We start from the raw sequence: 15,888 nt of genomic DNA on the forward strand, positions 1-15,888 counted from the left end.
CGGGCGGCGCAGATGGGGGTCACAGGTGCAGAAGGACCCGGATCCGCCCGGACCCGGTGGCACGGGCCGAGGTCTGGGCCCCGTGATCCATCAGCCGCGACAACACCTCGGCCTGCCGGGGCGGCAGATAGCCGAGGCGCTGCCCCTGTTCGGTTTCCACGGCGACCGCCGCAGGGTCGAACCGCCAGTCATGGACCCGTCGCAGGCGCAGCGATTGCCCGGCGACCTGTGCCCGGCTGTCCGGCGGCGGATTGGCAAGGTAGGTGTCCAGCACCTCGATGGGCTCCGGACGGATGCGGCCCGCCAAGGCCGCCGAGGGGATGGCGGCCGTCAGGGCCAGGCCAAGCATCATGCGCCGTTCCATCATCTCACCTCCGGCCCGATCGCGCGCCGCTGGCGGGCCGCGCGGCGTCCGGATCGGACCGTATTTCAACATGGACGACCTCTTCGGGTGCTCTGGTCATCGGCGGGCTGCGGAACCGGGCACCGCGCGCCTGAACGGACGACTTCAGGGCGGCGCGGATCTGGCCCTCGACGCCCGCGATCGCCTTGTCCACGGCGGGCGCAAACAGGAGGTCGGGCGTGTCGGTGCGCGCGGGGTATCGAGGCGTGCTGTCCGTGGGAAACATGGGGTTCTCCATCGCTGAGACGCGGATGCCGACACGGGCGACTGCCCCCGCCGGGTGACCGCGCGCATGGCACCGCGTCAGCTCACCGACGGTCCGAACCAGCATGTCGGGGCTTTGTTCCTAGACGCCGAGCGGATCCGCCCGGTCGCCGCATCGCGCGCCGGGCCTGTCCTGATCGGACCGGCGTCCATGTCGGGAACATTTGCAGGCGCCGGCTGTTTGAGAGCCGCCATGACGAAAGGTCGACATGGGTGTCATGGACGCGGACAGCCTGACGACCCAAGACCATGAGGGCCATCCTTCTGCCCGTAATCGCCAAGTGCCGACAGTGCATCCGACATGATGCACGCCGGGGTCGCGAGGGGCGGGACACTGCAGATAGTCAAAACGTAAGGGTGCCACGACCGACATGACACGCAGCACCCTGACCCTGCCGCGCGGAAGCGCCGTCCGCGCGGTCTGGGACTCTGTCCGGACCAGCCTGTGGTTCCTGCCCTCGCTGATGGGAGGGTTGGCGCCGATCCTGGTGATCGCGGCGATCGCGGCGGATACCTGGCTTGGCCAGGGGCCGGAGGGCGGCTTTCCCCGCCTGATCTATGTCAGCCAACCGGACGAGGCGCGCGATTTCCTTGCCACGATCCTCACCTCGATGATCACCATGGCCAGCCTCGTCTTCTCGATCACGATGGTGGTGCTGACGCTGGCGGCGAGCCAGTTCGGGCCACGACTGATCCGAAGCTTCATGGGGCGCCTTCAGACGCAGTTCGTCCTGGGCGCGTTCGTGCTGACGATCATCTACTGCCTGCTGCTGCTGGCGTCCCTCGCGTCGCAGGACGAGGCCGCGTCATCCGCCTATCTGTCCGTGACGATCGCGACGGTGCTGACCGTCGTCAGCGTCGCGCTGCTGGTGCTTTACATCCATGTGCTGGCGAACTCGATCATCTCGGAAAGCCTCATCGAGGCCGTGGGCCACGAACTGGACCAGGGGATCGCGCAACTGCCTCCGCTTGGCCAGGCGGATGACCCCGAAGCGGCGCTGCCCGAGGATTTCGCGGATCGCGCCGCCTTCCATGGCACCGAAAGGTCCGGATATGTGCAGGCCATCGATTTCGAGGGTCTCACCGATCTGGCCAGGTCGCATGACGTGATCGTGGGACTGCATCTGCGGGCGGGCAATTTCGCGGTTCAGGACGGGCGCTGCTTCGGGATCTATCCGAAGGGCAAGGCCACCGAGGATTTGGCGCGCCGGATCGCCGGGACGATCAGGCTGGGCGTGCACCGGACACCCGCGCAGGATCTGGAATTCTCGATCCGCCATCTGGTGGAGATCGCGGTCCGGGCCCTCTCTCCGGGGATCAATGATCCCTATACGGCCGTCGCGGTCATTCACCGCCTGTCCGCATCATGGTCGCAGCTGCTGGGCAAGGCGGTGCCCCCCGGCGTCTTTCAGGACCAGGACGGCCGATTGCGCGTCATCTGCCCGCGCCCGACCTATGCTCTTCTGCTGAACGCATCCTTCAGTCAGATCCGGCAGAACAGCACCCACACGCCGCTGGTCATCATCCAGCTGCTGAAATCGATGCACGCCATCTCGTTCTGCGTCCGGACATCCGAGCAGCGCACCGCCCTCCGTGATCAGGTGGATGCCATCCTGGACGACGCGCGGCGCACGATCCCGAACATGGCGGATCTTGACGATATCGAACAGCATGGCCGCACGGCAAGGGACGCGTTGCGGGAGGGCGCCGCCGGAGAGCAGGGGTTGGGCTAGGCAGGAAAGGGCTGCGGACAGAGAGCGGGACCGGCCGACGGGATCGGATCTGTCGCAGGTTGCGCCCGCCGGTCGAAGTGAGGGTGGGTTCATCGACGCGCACCGCGATGCGCACGGGGCCTGGCCATCGAGGCGCCCTCGGTCCGAGCCCGATGGACAAGGCCGATCTGCAGCGTTCCACCGCCGCGGTCCGTGGCGCAACTTCGAGGCCGTGGAAGACGCGACCCTCAAGTGGGTGGACTGGTTCAACAACCGGCGCTTGCCAGAGCCCATCGCAAACGCCCGCTGAAGCCGAGGCCAACGTCTCCGCAGCTCTGGAAATCGAGGCCATGGCCGCATAACTTACCTAAATCTACCCCGGCAAACCTGGTGCGGTTCAATGTCGACACGCGCCGGCTCTGCCGCAGGCGCCACGTCAAACCGGGTCATGAGGGCGAGACCATGTTCCCCGCGAACCGTCTCTCCGATCGCAACGCGGAAAGGCTCTGAGGATGCCCCGGGTGGTCGCACCATGTTTCGCCTTGCTGGCATTTGGCAGCAGCTTCTGGCTGCTCGTCTGCCTTCTCGCGGGCACCCGAGAACCTTGGGATGCCGAGGCGTATTGGACGATCGCCTACCCGTCTTCTGGTCTTCTGGCAGGGATCATCGGGTTCCGATTTGACAGCCGCGGGTGGTTGGCGGGTCTGGTTCTGACGCTGTCGCAGTTTCCGGTCATGCTGATGCTCGCAGGTCTCGGGCCGATGTCTGCCTTCGGGCTGGTCCTGCTGGGCGCGCTGGCCGTCCCGACCATGATCGCATCAACCGCAGGCAGCTGGCTGGGCCGTCGAAGCAGGCGGCGCTGATGTCGCCCACGCATTCTGAAGACAAGGGTCTCGAAGACCCGACAATCGCGACATCCCCGCCAAGGCGCCGCCTCGTCGGATCATCATCCGGACACCGGGACACAACTGGGCAAGCTCTGCGCACTGCGATTGACCTGTTTCGTGCCGACGGTTCGCCGATGGCCAGACCGACCCCAGGGATTGCTTGGATCTAAGCGTTTGCGCAAGTGCCCGTCCAGCGCCCAAATTCTGCCGTTCCGCCGCCCAAAGTGAGGCGGCCCCGTTTCAAGGACGACCCCGAGGTCGCAGGCGCGGTGCGTCAGACCCAGGGTCCGGCGGCAGCCGTCACCGGACGGCCGCATGCCCCAGCCCGCGCATGTCCCCCGACCGAACGCAGCCCGGCCTCGCATCCGCATGGCCCTTGCTGTACCTGCGTCCAGTCGCCAGGGCGCCATGAACAGGGGATGGTCCGGCATGGACCTTCGTCACCCGATCCGCCGATTCTGGACCAGGGCCAGCCTGGCGACCCGCTTTGCCGTGGTGGGCGGGCTGGTGCTGTCGGTGTTCATGGGACTTGCGGGCTGGCTCTTGACCGACCACATCCGCCAGGTGGTGGTGCGCAATACGGCCACGGCGGCGGCGCTGTACATGGACAGCTTCCTGCATCCGCTGGTCGAGGATCACGTCGCCGGAACCGCGCCATCCCCCGCCATGCGCCGCGCCTTGTCCGAGGTACTGCCGGCCACCGTGATGGGCGACCGCATCCTGTCCTACAAGGTCTTGGCCCAGGGCGGGCTGGTCATCGCCGCCTCGAACCCCGACCTGATCGGCCGCAGCTTTCCCCCGTCCGAGGAACTGGCGCAGGCCTGGTCCGGCCGCATCGCCGCCATCTTCGAGGAGGAGGATCTTGCCGAACACGCCCTGAGCGTGCCGCTGCTGAAGATCTACAGCCCGATCCGCGCCGACTGGACCGGAGAGATCATCGCCGTGGCCGAACTGTATGTCGCCGATCCCGCGCTCAAGGCCGACCTGTCGGCGGCGCGGGCCATGGCACTGGCCGGGGTGGGCGGGGGCGGGCTGGCCCTGGGGCTGATCCTTTACGCGATCGTGCGTCAGGGCAGCCATACCATCGACCGCCAGCGCCGCGATCTGGACCGCCGGCTGGCCGACATGCGCCGCCTGTCGGAGCACAATGGCCAGCTGCGCCTGTGGGTTCAGCAGGCGGCGGGCCGGGCCGCCGCCACGACCGAGGGCGGGCTGCGCCAGATCGCGCGCGGGCTGGTCTTGCCAGAGCTGTCGCATCTGCCCGCAGGTAGCATCCTGCGGCTGGCCATCGAGGCGCATCAGGCGCGCTGCCCGACCCCCGTCGCCCTGGTGGCGGAGGCCGCCGGCGATCCTTCCCTGACGCCGGGGCTGCGCATCTGCCTGTTCCGCTTTGTCCAGGAGGGGCTGAACAACGCCGCCCGCCATGCCGGTAGCGCGGGGATGGCCGTGCGGCTGGAGGGCGGGGTCGCGCTGCTGCGCGTGACGGTCATGCTGACGGTCTCAGAGGATGGCGATGCGGTCTTTGCCGCGCTGGAGGGCGGCGCGCGCGGCTATCTGCTCAAGGGCATCGGCGGGGCCGAGCTGGTCGCCACGCTGGAGCCGGTGATGCAGGGCGAAAGCCATGTCGCACCCTCGCTGGCCGCGCGGATGCTGGCGCGGTTGCGCAGCCCCGCATCCTCCTTGCGCGATGGCCTCGCCCTGCTGACCCCGCGCGAGGAGGAGGTGCTGCGCCTGGTCTCGGAAGGGCTGTCCAACAAGGAGATCGCCCGCCGCACCGATGTGCAGGAGCGGACGATCACGCATCACATGACGCAGATCCTGCAAAAGCTGCACCTGCGCAACAGCACCGAGGCGGCGTTGCTGGCGCAGAGGGAATGGCGCACCGGCTAGCCGCCGCGCCATCCGCCGGGCCGCGTGTCAGCGGCTGAACGAGGACAACCGCTCGACATCCTGACCGGTCGCCGTCCGCTCGACCACCGTGCGGCCCTGGGTGTCCTTCAGTTCATAGCGGCCGTATTCCAGCTCTTCGCGCCAGCCATCGGCATAGGTGACCTCGATCCCCCTGGCCGAGCGCTCGATTTCGGTCGGGCGAGACCCGGCCTGCCCGCCGCCGACCGCCCCGCCGCCCGCCGAGCCACCTCCAGCCGTACCCGAGGGCTGGTCATTGCGCCCCCGGCCCCGCCCGCCATAATCGTCGGTGCCCCGGTCGTCGCCTCCGCGGTCGTCACCGCCTCGGTCATCGCCTCCGTGCTGCCCGAAGGAAAAGAAGCCCGGCACCGGCACCACGCGCCGCCCCGCGAGGGTCGCCGCCAGATCCGCGATGACATAGTCCAGACCGGCAAGGCGCAGGCCCACCGTGCGGGGGCCGCTGGCGAAGCCCGCAGCGCTCCGGCTCACGGCTTCGGCCAGGTCGGCCCAGCTGATCTGGCGGGTGCCGTCGCGAAAGGCGGGCGCATCGGGCCGTTGGCGGGCATGGCGGGCGAGGGCGTCGAAGATCGGTGTCATCGAACGGAAACCTTGTGCGGGGCGCGGGACGGTCGGGGCATGAAGCGCAGCGGCTCTGCCCGCTCCTGCAGGGCGCAGACCCAGGGGTCGGTCTCGTAATAGCGGCCCCAGCACGCCGCATCGGGCAGGCATTGGGATCGCGCGGGGGCCAGGGGCAGCAGGGGAACGCCGGTCCGCTGCAGCAGGGCGACCAAGGCGGCGGTGGCGGTGAACAGGCCCCAGGTCTTGCCGCGCAGACGACCCTCGGCGGCGATCGCCTCGATCAGCGGCAGGGTGGCGATCGGGCGGGGACAGGCCATCGACACGACCTCAAGGATGTCGGCGTCCCGGACCTTGCGCCCGCTGCGCTCTGCCAGCAGCCGCGCCACGGGACGGTCCAGATAGACCTGCGAAAAGAACCCATGCGCCCCGTCACGCAGCCCCGCCGCCCCAGGACCGCGCCCGAGGCCGAGCGCGCCACGGCCAGCGGGACCGCGGGCAGGGTCATGGTGGCCCCATGCGTGTCTCGGAAATGCATCTGGATCATCAGGGCTGCGGCCTGCCAGCCGGGGTCCGGCGGGGACAGGATCTGCATGTGCATGGCGTGGTCCGAGGGGTGGCGCAGTGCGTGCATGGCGGGGCCTTTGCGAGGTTCGTGCCCCCACCTGACGCCCGAAGCTTGCAGCAGGCTTACAGCACCGCGCGAGGACATCACGACGCTGTGACATAGCGATTTCCATTGATCCGGCACCTGCGTCCCGCCATGTCTGCAGGCAAGCAAGAGGAGAAGCGCATGCGTGTCCTGCTGATTGAGGATGAGGCCGATATCGCCGATGCGCTGGTCCGGTTCCTGCGCGCTCAGGGTCATGCGGTGGATCATGCGCTTGATCTTGGGACCGCGCGGGCGGCGCTGGACGTGGCCGTGTTCGACGCGATCCTGCTGAATCTGGCGCTGCTGGACGGATCGGGGCTGACGCTGCTGCGCGATCTGCGTCGGACGGGCAACCGCGTGCCGGTGATCATCGCCACGGCCCGCGACCAGATCAGTGAGCGCATCGCGGGCTTGAATGCGGGGGCGGACGATTATGTCGTGAAACCCTATGATCTGGCCGAGATCGAGGCCCGCTTGCGCGCCCATGCCCGCCGCGCCTCCGGCGATCGGCCACGGAGAGCCGGTTGGGCGGGCTGCGGGTGGACCGGGCCGGGGCCGGCTGTTCCGGGACGAGACCGAGATCCGCCTGACCTCGCGCGAATGGGCGTTGTTCGACGCGCTTCTGTCGGCGCGGGGCAGGGTGCTGTCCAAGCAGGTGCTCGAGGATCGCCTCTACGCTTTCGACGATGCGATCGAGGGGAATGCGGTCGAGGTCTATGTCTCGCGCCTGCGGGGCAAGCTGGGGGCCGATGCGATCCAGACGCGCCGCGGATTGGGATACCTGATCCCGTGACGCGGCCCTGGTCCCTGCGGACGCGACTGGTGCGCCGCGTGGTGCTGGGCGCCTGTGCCGCGTGGCTGGCGGGGGTCGCGCTGGCGGCGCTGGTCATTTCGCACGAGATGTCCGAGCTGATGGATGACAGTCTTGCGGGGTCTGCGCGATTGTCGCTGGCGCTGTATCGGGGGGCGGGGCAGGTGGGGGCGCTGGCGGCAGATGACAGCGCGATCCGGATCGTCGATGCGGGGGTCGCGGTGACCGACGCCCCCTGGCCGCCGGTGGGTGTCGATGGGGGGCAGGACGTTCCGGGGTGGCGGGTCTTCCGGCTGGCCGATCCCGACAGCGACATCGTCGTCGAGGTCGGCCATACCAATGCCTGGCGCCGCGACGAGCTGCGAGAAAGCCTGACCTGGCTGGTGGCCCTGATGCTGCCGGTGCTGATGGCGGCGCCCCTCGCGATCCGGGGGGCGGTCGGATCGGCGCTGCGCCCGGCGACACGCTTCGCGACCGAACTGCGCGGGCGGTCCGCGCAGGACCTGTCGCCTGTCGCGACCCCGGATCTGCCGGTCGAGCTGGCCCCGATCCCGCAGGCGCTGAACGGCTATCTGGACATCATCCGCGCCCGGATCGACGCCGAACGCCAGTTCGCCACCAATGCCGCGCATGAGTTGCGCACGCCCCTCGCCGCCGCCTCGGGCCAGGCGCAGCTGATCGCCGCAGGGCTGGCCGATGGCGGGGCGGCGGGGCGGCTGGCGGGTGCACTCGGCCGGATGGGTCATCTGGTCGAGCGCCTGCTGCACCTGTCGCGTGCCGAAGCGGGCGCGATGGGCGCGGGACCCTGCGATCTGGTCCGCGTGGCGCGGATGGTCATAGACGATCTCGGCCTGCCCGTGACCTTCGACGATGCCGAGATGACAAAGGCCCTCGTCGCGGTCGATCCTGACGCGCTGTCGCTGATCCTGCGCAACCTTCTGCGCAACGCCGCCGATCACGGGACCGGGGACCTGCGCGTCGTGCTGTCCCAAGGCCCCGGCCTGACGGTGTCGAATGCCGTCGCCCCGGGTGCCGCGTTCCGGCACGGCACCTTCGAAAAATCGGCCGGCTCTCAGGGGGCGGGGCTGGGCCTTGCCATCGTCGCCCGGGTGGCTGGGGCGCAGGGCATTGGCATCGAGTACGCGATGGGCCGGGACCGCGCCTCTGTCAGCCTGCGCTTTGGACCGGCGGGCGCTCAGCTGCCCTAGCCCAATGACGGTGCCATCGCCTCCCAGCTCTGGTCCATGGGCCAGGCGGCGCCGAGGGGCAGCGCGACATGTCCATGGAGGCACGAGATCTGCCCTGCCAACCCCGGATGCAGGTGGCCGGTCCCGCGCAGCCATCCCGCCCAACCGCCTGCGGCAAGGACGGCCACGACCAGCGTGACCAGGCCACGCATGACCGATCTCGTCACATGCTGTCTTCGTCCGACAGCGCCCGCTTGGTGCCGGTCAGCATCGACAAGACCAGGTTCTCTCGGTGGCGCAGGCTCTCGACCAGCACGCCCGCGACATGCAGCCCCGCCAGCACCAGGATCAGCGTGGCCAGGGCCTCGTGGACCTCCTCCATCGCGGACGATCCCCAGAACGCGTCGGTCGTCTGCAGCCAGCCGGTCAGCGCGGTGCCGGTGACCGTCAGCAGCAGCGCCGCGATCATCGCGCCGCCCGCCGGGTTGTGGCCCAGAGTGCGGCGTTCCCGCCCGGCGCGCAGGTCGCGCAGATAGGCCAGCACTGCGCGCGGCCCGCGGATGAAATCCGCAAACCGGGCGTGGCGGGGGCCGATCAGCCCCCAGACCAGCCGTGCCGTGATCAGCCCCGCAATGGCGTAACCCAACCGTTCGTGCAGGACCTTGGGCCCCTCGGCGGTCAGCCAGACCCCCGCGATCAGCGCGACCAGCGACCAGTGGAACAGCCGCACGAAGCCGTCCCATACCCGGACCCTGTCAGTCATCGCTGCCCACGGCCTCGAAGGTGGCGGGGTCGAAGAACGTCTCGACCCGATTGCCGTCCTGGTCGCGGCCATAGACCTCATAGCAGCCGTCTTCGGTCTTGACGTTGCTGACGGTCCAGCCCTGGGCGATCAGGTCGGCGGTCAGCTCCTCGACCGGGCGCCAGTCGGCCTGGGGAACGTCGCAGCGCTCGGCCGCCACGGCGGGAAAGGCCAGTCCGGCCAGGATCAGGGCAAGAAGGGGGGGACGCATGGAAATCTCCGTCATCGGTGTTTCGATGCGGACAGCCATGGACGGTGGACCTTGCAGCAACCTTACAGGTCGCGCAGGTGCGTCATATGCAGGGGCGGACGTCCTCGGAGCACGGGGATGCTTTGACGGCACGACATTCGCGCGTAGTATCCGGCGACCGCCCGGCGTTCCGACAAGACGCGATCGGTTTCCAGCGACAGCCCCCGCCCGCCGCGGCGACAGGATATTTTCTCGATGAAAGCCATGCTTGCGGATCGCGCGAATCTGGCCCTGCTGGCGGTGGCGCTGCTGGGCCTGCTCTTCGGGCTGGGGCTCATGGCGGTGGGCCGGCCCGGTGCGGCCACGCTGGCCTTCAGCGGCGGCGTGATCCCGGTGCTGGCGGCCCTGCTGGTCGAGATCCTGCGCAGTCTGGCCCGCCGCGAGGTCGGGCTGGATATCGTCGCCGCCATGTCGATGTCCGCCGCGCTGATCTTTGACGAGACGCTGGCTGCAGCGGTCGTGGCGCTGATGTATTCGGGCGGCACGTTCCTGGAAAGCTTTGCCGCCGGCCGCGCGCGGCGCGAGATGACCGACCTGCTGTCCCGCGTCCCCCGCACTGCGACCCTGCATCAGGGCGACACACTGACCGAGGTCGCGCTGGAGTAAGCGGGGCAAATTTCCGGGCATGATCGTTGGGCTCTTGATCTTGGTCTGATTCAAGATCGTATGAGCCTGCCGTCAGATGATGCCTTTGAGATGCTGAGCGCCGACAGTTTGCGTCGGCTCGTCATTGATCTGTCGCAGCGGCTTCATTCCCTCGAAGACCAGGTGTCCCAACTCGAGACGGCCGAGACGTCGCAAGTGGCGCTCCAGGTGGAGAACCAGGAACTGCGCGATGAGATCGCGCGGCTGAAGAACCTGCCCCCTCGGCCTCCCTTCAAGTCATCCGGCATGGAGAAGGCTACGGAACGCGAGGTTCGCAAATCTGGCGGTCCATCACGGCGCCGCGGTGCCAAGCGGGACCGGGATCGTGTCACCCGCGAAGAGGTACTGACGACCAAGGCTCCCACCGGGTCGCGCTTCAAAGGCTACGAGACAGTTCTGGTCCGTGAGCTGGCGATCTCGTCCGAAGTTGTCCGCTATCGCCGCGAGCGCTGGCTGAGTCCAGAGGGCAAGACGATCATCGCACCGTTGCCAGCGGCACTGCTCGGCGGTTTTGGCGCCAACCTGCGTCGGTTCTGTCTTGTCCTTCATGCCCAGGGGCAGGTCACGACGGAACGGCTGACCTTGATCCTGAACGGGATCGGCATGGAAATCTCCAAGCGGCAGGTCGTGCGCATCCTGACCAGTCGTCTTGACTGCTTTATCGAAGAGGATCAAGCAGTCCTTCGGGCCGGCCTGGCAACAGCACCCTTCATCAGCGTGAATGACACTGGCGCCCGCCACGCCCGCCGCGACGGGATCACGACACAGATCGGCGGAGCCGGCTTTACCGTGTTTCGGACAGGCCGCTCGAAGTCGCGGCTGAATTTCCTGTCACTCTTGCGGGCCGGTCGCGAGGATTACGTGATCAACGATGCAGCACTCGATTACATGCGCCGTCGCAAGGTCGCGCCGGACGTCGCCGCTCATCTTGCCGCCCATCCAAAGACCTTATTGACCTCGCAGATGGCCTGGTACGAGCACCTGGTAGCACTTCGCAGAGATGTCTTCGACCGAACCTTGCTGCGTGAGGTCAGCGAGGGCGCCTTCTGGGGCGCGGTGCGCCATCACGGACTGATGGAAAACACGGTGGTCGTGTCCGATGATGCCGGGCAGTTCCGTGTCCCCAATCATGCCTTGTGTTGGGTACATGCCGAGCGCCTGCTGCAGAAGCTGATGCCAAAGACGCCCCAACAGGTGCGCAAGATCGAGAAGATCCGGGACGAGATCTGGACACTGTATCGGGATCTGAAGCTCTGGAAGCTGACCCCTGCTGAGGCAGACTGCCCCATGCTTGCCAAGCGCTTCGACAACATCTTCACGCAGCTGACCGGCTACAAGGACTTGGACCAGCTGCTAGCCCGCTTGCACAGACAAAAGCACGAACTGCTGAAAGTGCTGGAGCGGCCGGAAATTCCACTCCACACCAATGCCTCGGAAAACGACCTGCGTGCCTGCGTGACCAAACGGCGGATCTCAGGCGGCACAATGAGCATTGATGGCCGCCAGGCCCGCGATGTCATGCTTGGGTTGATGAAGACCTGTCGAAAGCTCGGCATCTCCTTCTTCGTCTATCTGGGCGATAGGCTCGGCCTCAACCAGTCGGCTGGACACGTCCCGTTCCTCCCTGACCTTGTCGCGGGGCAGCCTGTCTGAACTGAGCTGCCCGGAAATTTGCCCCGCTTACGCGCCGGACCGGATCCTGCCCGGAGCCCCGGGGTCGCTTGACACGCGGATCGCCACGGCGATGCGGACAGGCACCGCCGCAACGGTGGGCGGAGACGCTGCCGGCTGGTGATGGCCAGATGCCGCACGCATCCTGCACCATCGGGGATCAACCTGCCGTCCTTCGAGAAGGATGATCTGGATCAAGGCGCGGGTTTGCCCCGCGCCTATTGTCGGGCCCGGGCGCATCCCTCGACTTGGGGGGTGGTTCGTCGCGATGCCGTTCCCCATCGGCCGTCGCAGAGGTGCTGACATGGACGTTCCAGGCTGGCTGAACGATCAGGTGTTGCGGATGGAGTGGCTGTCGGATCTGGTGACGGCGGGGGTGCAGGCGGTCGGGCTGGACCCGGCCTCGCAGATCGGCGGCTCGGTGCAATTCTTCTTCTATGACGTGATCAAGATCCTGATCCTGCTCTCGGTGCTGATCTTCACGATTTCCTATGTTCAAAGCTTCTTTCCGCCCGAACGCACGCGGCAGATCCTGCGTGGCCGGTCCGGGAGCGGGGCCAGCACCCTGGCCGCATTGCTGGGCGCGATCACGCCCTTCTGCTCGTGCTCGTCGATCCCGCTGTTCATTGGCTTCACGGCGGCGGGCCTGCCTCTGGGCGTGACCTTCGCATTCCTGATCTCGTCGCCGCTGGTGGACCTGGCCTCGGTGATCCTGTTGGCGTCGATCTTCACCTGGCCGATCGCGCTGGCCTATGTGGGCGTCGGCCTGCTGGTGGCGATCCTGGGCGGCACGCTGATCGGCAGGCTGGGAATGGAGGGTCAAGTCGCGGGCTTCGTGCGCAACGTCCCTGTGAGCGACAGGGATCAGGCCCTGACCCGCCCCGAGCGCCTGGCCTATGCCCGGGGCCAGGTGACCGGGATCGTGCGCAAGGTCTGGCCCTATGTGCTGATCGGGGTGGGCATCGGCGCGGCCATCCACAACTGGGTGCCGGCCTCGACCATCGGCGCCCTGCTGGGCCAGGACAAATGGTGGGCGGTGCCGGTGGCCACGCTGGTGGGCATCCCGATCTATGCCGACATCTTCGGCACCCTGCCGATCGCCGAGGCGCTGGTCGGCAAGGGTGTGGGCCTGGGCACCGTGCTGGCCTTCATGATGGCGGTCACGGCGCTGTCGCTGCCCTCGCTGATCATGCTCAGGCGCGTGGTCGGGCTGCCGCTGCTGGCCACATTCGTGGGCGTGGTGACGGGGGGCATCCTGACCATCGGCTTCACCTTCAACGCCATCACCCATCTGTTCAACTGAAAGGACCCCCCCATGATCATCGAGATCCTCGGCCCCGGCTGCAAGAAATGCGTCACCCTGGGCGACAACGCCAAGGCGGCGGCAGAGGCGGCCGGCAGAGCGGCCCGGATCGTCAAGGTCACCGACTTTGCCAAGATTGCCGCCTATGGCGTCATGTCCACGCCGGGTCTGGTCGTGGACGGCAAGGTCCTGTCGGCCGGCAAGGTGCTGAGCGTCGAGGAGATCGGGCGCCTGCTGTGATCCTCTGTTGGCGCGAGACACGGCGGATCGACAGCCGTGGCAGCCTTGCCGAGGGCAAGGAGGCGCAGCCGTGCCGGACACCGACCTCGCCGGTCGCCGTGACGCCATTGAACCAGACGTCGACCCGAAGGGCCTGACCCAAGATGCCCTGCCGCGGCCAGGTCCGCCGACAGCGAAATATCCAGCAGATCGGCTGTCCGTGCCTCGGGCCACAGGCGGGCGAAGGCCTCGCGGATTCGAGCGACCGATTTATCCGGGGCATGTATCAGGGCAATCCGCGGGGCTCCTCCGTGGCAGGTTTGCAAAAATGTGATCGCATCATCAATCTATTTTGAGCCTGTAAATAGCGTTCAAGAAAGATATCTTGATTTTTGCGATCGCAAAAAATGCGAAGGCGAGAAGGTGCTTATCGCAGGAGACGAGGATGACCGATATCTGCCAGAACCTCATCGCCGGCGTTTGGCGCGAAGGGGTCGGGACGGTCGAGAACCGCAGCCCGTCGGACCCGGCCGACCTGATCGGCCGTCACGCCCGCGCCAACGCCCAAGATATGGCCGAAGCCGCAGCTGCGGCCGCCGAAGCGGCAGGGGGGTGGGCGGAAACCTCGCCGCAAGTCCGCGCCGATCTTCTCGACCGCATCGCTGCAGCCATCACCGGGCAGGAGGGTGATCTGGCCCGAATGCTCGCACGGGAACAGGGCAAGGTGTTGCCCAACGCTCTGGCCGAAGTGCGCCGTGCCGCCCATATCTTCCGCTTTTTCGCTGGTGAGGCCCTGCGCCTGCGCGGCGAGGCTTTGGCCTCCGTTCGCGCGGGTGTCGATGTCGAGATCACGCGAGAGCCGCTTGGCGTCGTCGGGCTGATCACGCCCTGGAACTTTCCCATCGCCATCCCCGCCTGGAAGATCGCGCCGGCCTTGGCCTATGGCAACGCCGTCATCCTGAAGCCCGCCGAACTGACGCCGGGCACGGCGTGGATGCTGGCCCGGATCATCCACGAGGCGGGCTGCCCGGCGGGGGTCTTCAACCTGCTGGTGGGACCGGGGCGCGTGCTGGGCCAGGCGATGGTCGATCATCGGCGCATCGCCGCCATCAGCTTTACCGGCTCGGTTCCGGTGGGGCGGGGGCTGGCGCGGGCTTGCGCCGAGACGATGACCAAGGTTCAGCTTGAGATGGGCGGCCGCAATCCGATGATTGTCCTGCATGATGCCGATCTGCCCGTCGCGGTGGCGGCCTGTCTGGACGGGGCGTTCTTCCAGACCGGGCAGCGCTGCACGGCGTCCTCTCGGCTGATCGTGCAGGACGGCATCCACGACCGCTTCGTGGCCGAACTGACGCGCCAGATGCAGGCTCTGCGCGTCGGTCCCGCACTGGAGGAGGGCAGCCAGATCGGCCCCGTCGCCAGCGAAGGCCAGTTGCGCGGCAATCTGGATTACGTGGCCCTGGCCCGGGCCGAGGGCTGCACGGTGATCGGCGGCGACCGGTTGGACAGTGCCACGGGCGGATACTTCCAGGCCCCGGCCCTGTTCGTGGGCGCAGGCAACGACATGCGCAGCGCACGAGAGGAGATCTTTGGCCCCTGCGCCAGCGTCATTCGCGTCGCCGATTACGATGAGGCCCTGGCGGTTGCCAACGACACCGCGTTCGGCCTGTCCTCGGGGATCTGCACGACCAGCCTGCGCCATGCGCGCGATTTCCGGCGTCGCTCGGCGGCGGGGATGGTGATGGTGAACCTGCCGACGGCGGGGGTGGATTATCATGTGCCCTTCGGGGGGCGAAAGGGCTCCAGCATGGGGTCGCGCGAACAGGGCAGCATGGCGGCCGAGTTCTATACCTCGGTCAAGACGGCCTACGTGTTCGCGGGCTAGGGGCCGCGGCCAGCAGGTCGCGCCCAGCCAGCGTCAGCCCGTCGCGGATGTCCGATTGCAGCGCCTCGGTCAGGCCCGCCGGGTCGCGCCGGCGCAGGGCCGCCAGGATCTCCTTGTGGCGGTCGATGCTGTAATGGTGCTGGGCCACGGCCATCAGCTGACGCTGGAACGGGCCCAGTTGCAGCCACAGGCTGTCGATCAGCGGCATCGCGGCCTGATCGGGATTGGCGCAATACATCGCGCGGTGAAATGCGTGGTTCAGCCGGGTCATGCCCACCGCATCGCCCTGCCGTGCCAGCTCGTCCAGATCGGCGTCGATCGCCGCCAGCGCGTCGATGGTGCGATCCGCAAGATGAGGCAGACAGCGCAGGGCGGCATGCGTCTCCAGTGCGACGCGCAGCGCCACCAGTTCGTCGAACCGGGCCGAGGTCATCACCGGGATGCGCAAGCGGCGGTTTTCCAGAACCTCGATGGCGTTCTCCGAGGACAGCCGCCGGATCGCCTCGCGCACGGGGGTCTGGGACAGGTGCAATTGATCGGCGAGGCCCCGGATGGTCAGCTTGTGCCCGGGCGGCAGCGCGCCGGTCATGATCGCCGCGCGCAGCCGGGCATAGGTGTGCTCCTGGGTCGTCATCTCCTCGGGCTGGTCGAGAAGGGGAATGTCAGAGACGAGGATGTCCATGGGCGGCCTTGGCTGATGTCGCGCGATCATA

Annotated in this window: 18 protein-coding genes and 2 pseudogenes; 12 read left to right on the forward strand and 8 right to left on the reverse strand. The window is 67.7% G+C overall.

Annotated elements, in window-relative coordinates; genetic code table 11:
- Positions 1-19: 19 nt before the first annotated feature.
- Positions 20-352: an HIRAN domain-containing protein gene (locus tag FA743_RS11835; protein ID WP_169308867.1), complete on the reverse strand. Its 333-nt coding sequence runs from the start codon at positions 350-352 to the stop codon at positions 20-22.
- Between the two features lie 16 nt (positions 353-368).
- Positions 369-629 (reverse strand): ferritin family protein, encoded by a 261-nt coding sequence (locus tag FA743_RS20330; protein ID WP_169308868.1) that lies wholly within the window; start codon positions 627-629, stop codon positions 369-371.
- 409 nt (positions 630-1,038) lie between these two features.
- Here FA743_RS20330 and FA743_RS11840 point away from each other — a divergent pair, with 409 nt between their 5' ends.
- From FA743_RS11840 to FA743_RS11855, 4 genes and pseudogenes are all read left to right on the forward strand, one after another.
- Positions 1,039-2,400, forward strand: coding sequence for a DUF2254 domain-containing protein (locus FA743_RS11840; protein ID WP_136886320.1), 1,362 nt, complete (start codon positions 1,039-1,041; stop codon positions 2,398-2,400).
- 175 nt (positions 2,401-2,575) lie between these two features.
- Positions 2,576-2,741 (forward strand): annotated as a pseudogene (locus tag FA743_RS11845) (IS3 family transposase); the annotation flags it as partial.
- A gap of 150 nt (positions 2,742-2,891) precedes the next feature.
- Complete coding sequence (locus tag FA743_RS11850; protein WP_136886321.1) at positions 2,892-3,242, forward strand: hypothetical protein; 351 nt, start codon at positions 2,892-2,894, stop codon at positions 3,240-3,242.
- Between the two features lie 453 nt (positions 3,243-3,695).
- On the forward strand, positions 3,696-5,156 hold the full coding sequence (locus FA743_RS11855) for a LuxR C-terminal-related transcriptional regulator (RefSeq protein ID WP_169308869.1): 1,461 nt from the start codon (positions 3,696-3,698) through the stop codon (positions 5,154-5,156).
- 27 nt (positions 5,157-5,183) lie between these two features.
- On the opposite strand, the gene FA743_RS11860 is transcribed toward FA743_RS11855, so the two are convergent.
- Together FA743_RS11860 and FA743_RS11865 are read right to left on the reverse strand one after the other, a co-directional pair.
- A complete protein-coding gene (locus tag FA743_RS11860) occupies positions 5,184-5,771 on the reverse strand; it encodes a hypothetical protein (protein WP_169308870.1) in 588 nt (195 codons plus the stop codon).
- The gene (locus tag FA743_RS11865; protein WP_136886324.1) at positions 5,768-6,490 is read right to left on the reverse strand and encodes a thermostable hemolysin; all 723 of its coding nucleotides are present in this window, start codon (positions 6,488-6,490) and stop codon (positions 5,768-5,770) included. The genes FA743_RS11860 and FA743_RS11865 overlap by 4 nt, the downstream gene beginning before the upstream one ends.
- A gap of 53 nt (positions 6,491-6,543) precedes the next feature.
- Between FA743_RS11865 and FA743_RS20620 the strand changes: the two are divergent.
- The 3 genes and pseudogenes from FA743_RS20620 to FA743_RS11875 all read left to right on the forward strand — a co-directional run.
- A pseudogene (locus FA743_RS20620) lies at positions 6,544-6,819 on the forward strand (response regulator); the annotation flags it as partial.
- Positions 6,820-6,886: 67 nt separating this feature from the next.
- Positions 6,887-7,195 (forward strand): winged helix-turn-helix domain-containing protein, encoded by a 309-nt coding sequence (locus tag FA743_RS20625; protein ID WP_246054948.1) that lies wholly within the window; start codon positions 6,887-6,889, stop codon positions 7,193-7,195.
- Entirely contained in the window at positions 7,192-8,421 is a 1,230-nt protein-coding gene (locus tag FA743_RS11875) for a sensor histidine kinase (RefSeq protein ID WP_136886325.1), read from the forward strand. The genes FA743_RS20625 and FA743_RS11875 overlap by 4 nt, the downstream gene beginning before the upstream one ends.
- On the opposite strand, the gene FA743_RS11880 is transcribed toward FA743_RS11875, so the two are convergent.
- Genes FA743_RS11880 through FA743_RS11890 form a run of 3 tightly spaced genes read right to left on the reverse strand, consistent with a single transcriptional unit; the run spans position 8,418 to position 9,413 of the window.
- Entirely contained in the window at positions 8,418-8,612 is a 195-nt protein-coding gene (locus FA743_RS11880; protein WP_136886326.1) for a hypothetical protein, read from the reverse strand. The two genes, FA743_RS11875 and FA743_RS11880, sit on opposite strands and share 4 nt — an antisense overlap.
- An 11-nt stretch (positions 8,613-8,623) precedes the next feature.
- Positions 8,624-9,163, reverse strand: a complete 540-nt coding sequence (locus FA743_RS11885) for a cytochrome b/b6 domain-containing protein (protein ID WP_136886327.1) — start codon at positions 9,161-9,163, stop codon at positions 8,624-8,626.
- Positions 9,156-9,413 (reverse strand): PepSY domain-containing protein, encoded by a 258-nt coding sequence (locus tag FA743_RS11890; RefSeq protein ID WP_169308873.1) that lies wholly within the window; start codon positions 9,411-9,413, stop codon positions 9,156-9,158. The genes FA743_RS11885 and FA743_RS11890 overlap by 8 nt, the downstream gene beginning before the upstream one ends.
- Positions 9,414-9,647: 234 nt before the next feature.
- Here FA743_RS11890 and FA743_RS11895 point away from each other — a divergent pair, with 234 nt between their 5' ends.
- The 5 genes from FA743_RS11895 (at position 9,648) to FA743_RS11920 (ending at position 15,175) form a co-directional block, all read left to right on the forward strand.
- Positions 9,648-10,058: a hypothetical protein gene (locus FA743_RS11895; RefSeq protein WP_211242259.1), complete on the forward strand. Its 411-nt coding sequence runs from the start codon at positions 9,648-9,650 to the stop codon at positions 10,056-10,058.
- A gap of 60 nt (positions 10,059-10,118) precedes the next feature.
- Entirely contained in the window at positions 10,119-11,750 is a 1,632-nt protein-coding gene (locus tag FA743_RS11900; protein ID WP_136886329.1) for an IS66 family transposase, read from the forward strand.
- Between the two features lie 322 nt (positions 11,751-12,072).
- A complete protein-coding gene (locus FA743_RS11905) occupies positions 12,073-13,071 on the forward strand; it encodes a permease (RefSeq protein WP_136886330.1) in 999 nt (332 codons plus the stop codon).
- Positions 13,072-13,083: 12 nt separating this feature from the next.
- A complete protein-coding gene (locus FA743_RS11910; protein WP_136886331.1) occupies positions 13,084-13,311 on the forward strand; it encodes a thioredoxin family protein in 228 nt (75 codons plus the stop codon).
- A gap of 424 nt (positions 13,312-13,735) precedes the next feature.
- The gene (locus tag FA743_RS11920; protein WP_136886333.1) at positions 13,736-15,175 is read left to right on the forward strand and encodes an aldehyde dehydrogenase family protein; all 1,440 of its coding nucleotides are present in this window, start codon (positions 13,736-13,738) and stop codon (positions 15,173-15,175) included.
- On the opposite strand, the gene FA743_RS11925 is transcribed toward FA743_RS11920, so the two are convergent.
- The gene (locus FA743_RS11925; RefSeq protein ID WP_136886334.1) at positions 15,147-15,857 is read right to left on the reverse strand and encodes a GntR family transcriptional regulator; all 711 of its coding nucleotides are present in this window, start codon (positions 15,855-15,857) and stop codon (positions 15,147-15,149) included. The genes FA743_RS11920 and FA743_RS11925 overlap by 29 nt on opposite strands.
- Positions 15,858-15,888: the final 31 nt, after the last annotated feature.

It is taken from the genome of Paracoccus gahaiensis (assembly GCF_005048225.1).
GTDB classification, from domain to species: Bacteria; Pseudomonadota; Alphaproteobacteria; order Rhodobacterales; family Rhodobacteraceae; genus Paracoccus; species Paracoccus gahaiensis.

Excerpts from the sequence above, each read along its gene's own strand:
- FA743_RS11835 (WP_169308867.1), bottom strand. The coding sequence starts at position 352 with ATGATGCTTGGCCTGGCCCTGACGGCCGCCATCCCCTCGGCGGCCTTG.
- FA743_RS20330 (WP_169308868.1), bottom strand. The coding sequence starts at position 629 with ATGTTTCCCACGGACAGCACGCCTCGATACCCCGCGCGCACCGACACG.
- FA743_RS11840 (WP_136886320.1), top strand. The coding sequence starts at position 1,039 with ATGACACGCAGCACCCTGACCCTGCCGCGCGGAAGCGCCGTCCGCGCG.
- FA743_RS11850 (WP_136886321.1), top strand. The coding sequence starts at position 2,892 with ATGCCCCGGGTGGTCGCACCATGTTTCGCCTTGCTGGCATTTGGCAGC.
- FA743_RS11855 (WP_169308869.1), top strand. The coding sequence starts at position 3,696 with ATGGACCTTCGTCACCCGATCCGCCGATTCTGGACCAGGGCCAGCCTG.
- FA743_RS11860 (WP_169308870.1), bottom strand. The coding sequence starts at position 5,771 with ATGACACCGATCTTCGACGCCCTCGCCCGCCATGCCCGCCAACGGCCC.
- FA743_RS11865 (WP_136886324.1), bottom strand. The coding sequence starts at position 6,490 with ATGGAAATCGCTATGTCACAGCGTCGTGATGTCCTCGCGCGGTGCTGT.
- FA743_RS20625 (WP_246054948.1), top strand. The coding sequence starts at position 6,887 with ATGCCCGCCGCGCCTCCGGCGATCGGCCACGGAGAGCCGGTTGGGCGG.
- FA743_RS11880 (WP_136886326.1), bottom strand. The coding sequence starts at position 8,612 with ATGCGTGGCCTGGTCACGCTGGTCGTGGCCGTCCTTGCCGCAGGCGGT.
- FA743_RS11885 (WP_136886327.1), bottom strand. The coding sequence starts at position 9,163 with ATGACTGACAGGGTCCGGGTATGGGACGGCTTCGTGCGGCTGTTCCAC.
- FA743_RS11890 (WP_169308873.1), bottom strand. The coding sequence starts at position 9,413 with ATGCGTCCCCCCCTTCTTGCCCTGATCCTGGCCGGACTGGCCTTTCCC.
- FA743_RS11895 (WP_211242259.1), top strand. The coding sequence starts at position 9,648 with ATGAAAGCCATGCTTGCGGATCGCGCGAATCTGGCCCTGCTGGCGGTG.
- FA743_RS11900 (WP_136886329.1), top strand. The coding sequence starts at position 10,119 with ATGAGCCTGCCGTCAGATGATGCCTTTGAGATGCTGAGCGCCGACAGT.
- FA743_RS11905 (WP_136886330.1), top strand. The coding sequence starts at position 12,073 with ATGGACGTTCCAGGCTGGCTGAACGATCAGGTGTTGCGGATGGAGTGG.
- FA743_RS11910 (WP_136886331.1), top strand. The coding sequence starts at position 13,084 with ATGATCATCGAGATCCTCGGCCCCGGCTGCAAGAAATGCGTCACCCTG.
- FA743_RS11920 (WP_136886333.1), top strand. The coding sequence starts at position 13,736 with ATGACCGATATCTGCCAGAACCTCATCGCCGGCGTTTGGCGCGAAGGG.
- FA743_RS11925 (WP_136886334.1), bottom strand. The coding sequence starts at position 15,857 with ATGGACATCCTCGTCTCTGACATTCCCCTTCTCGACCAGCCCGAGGAG.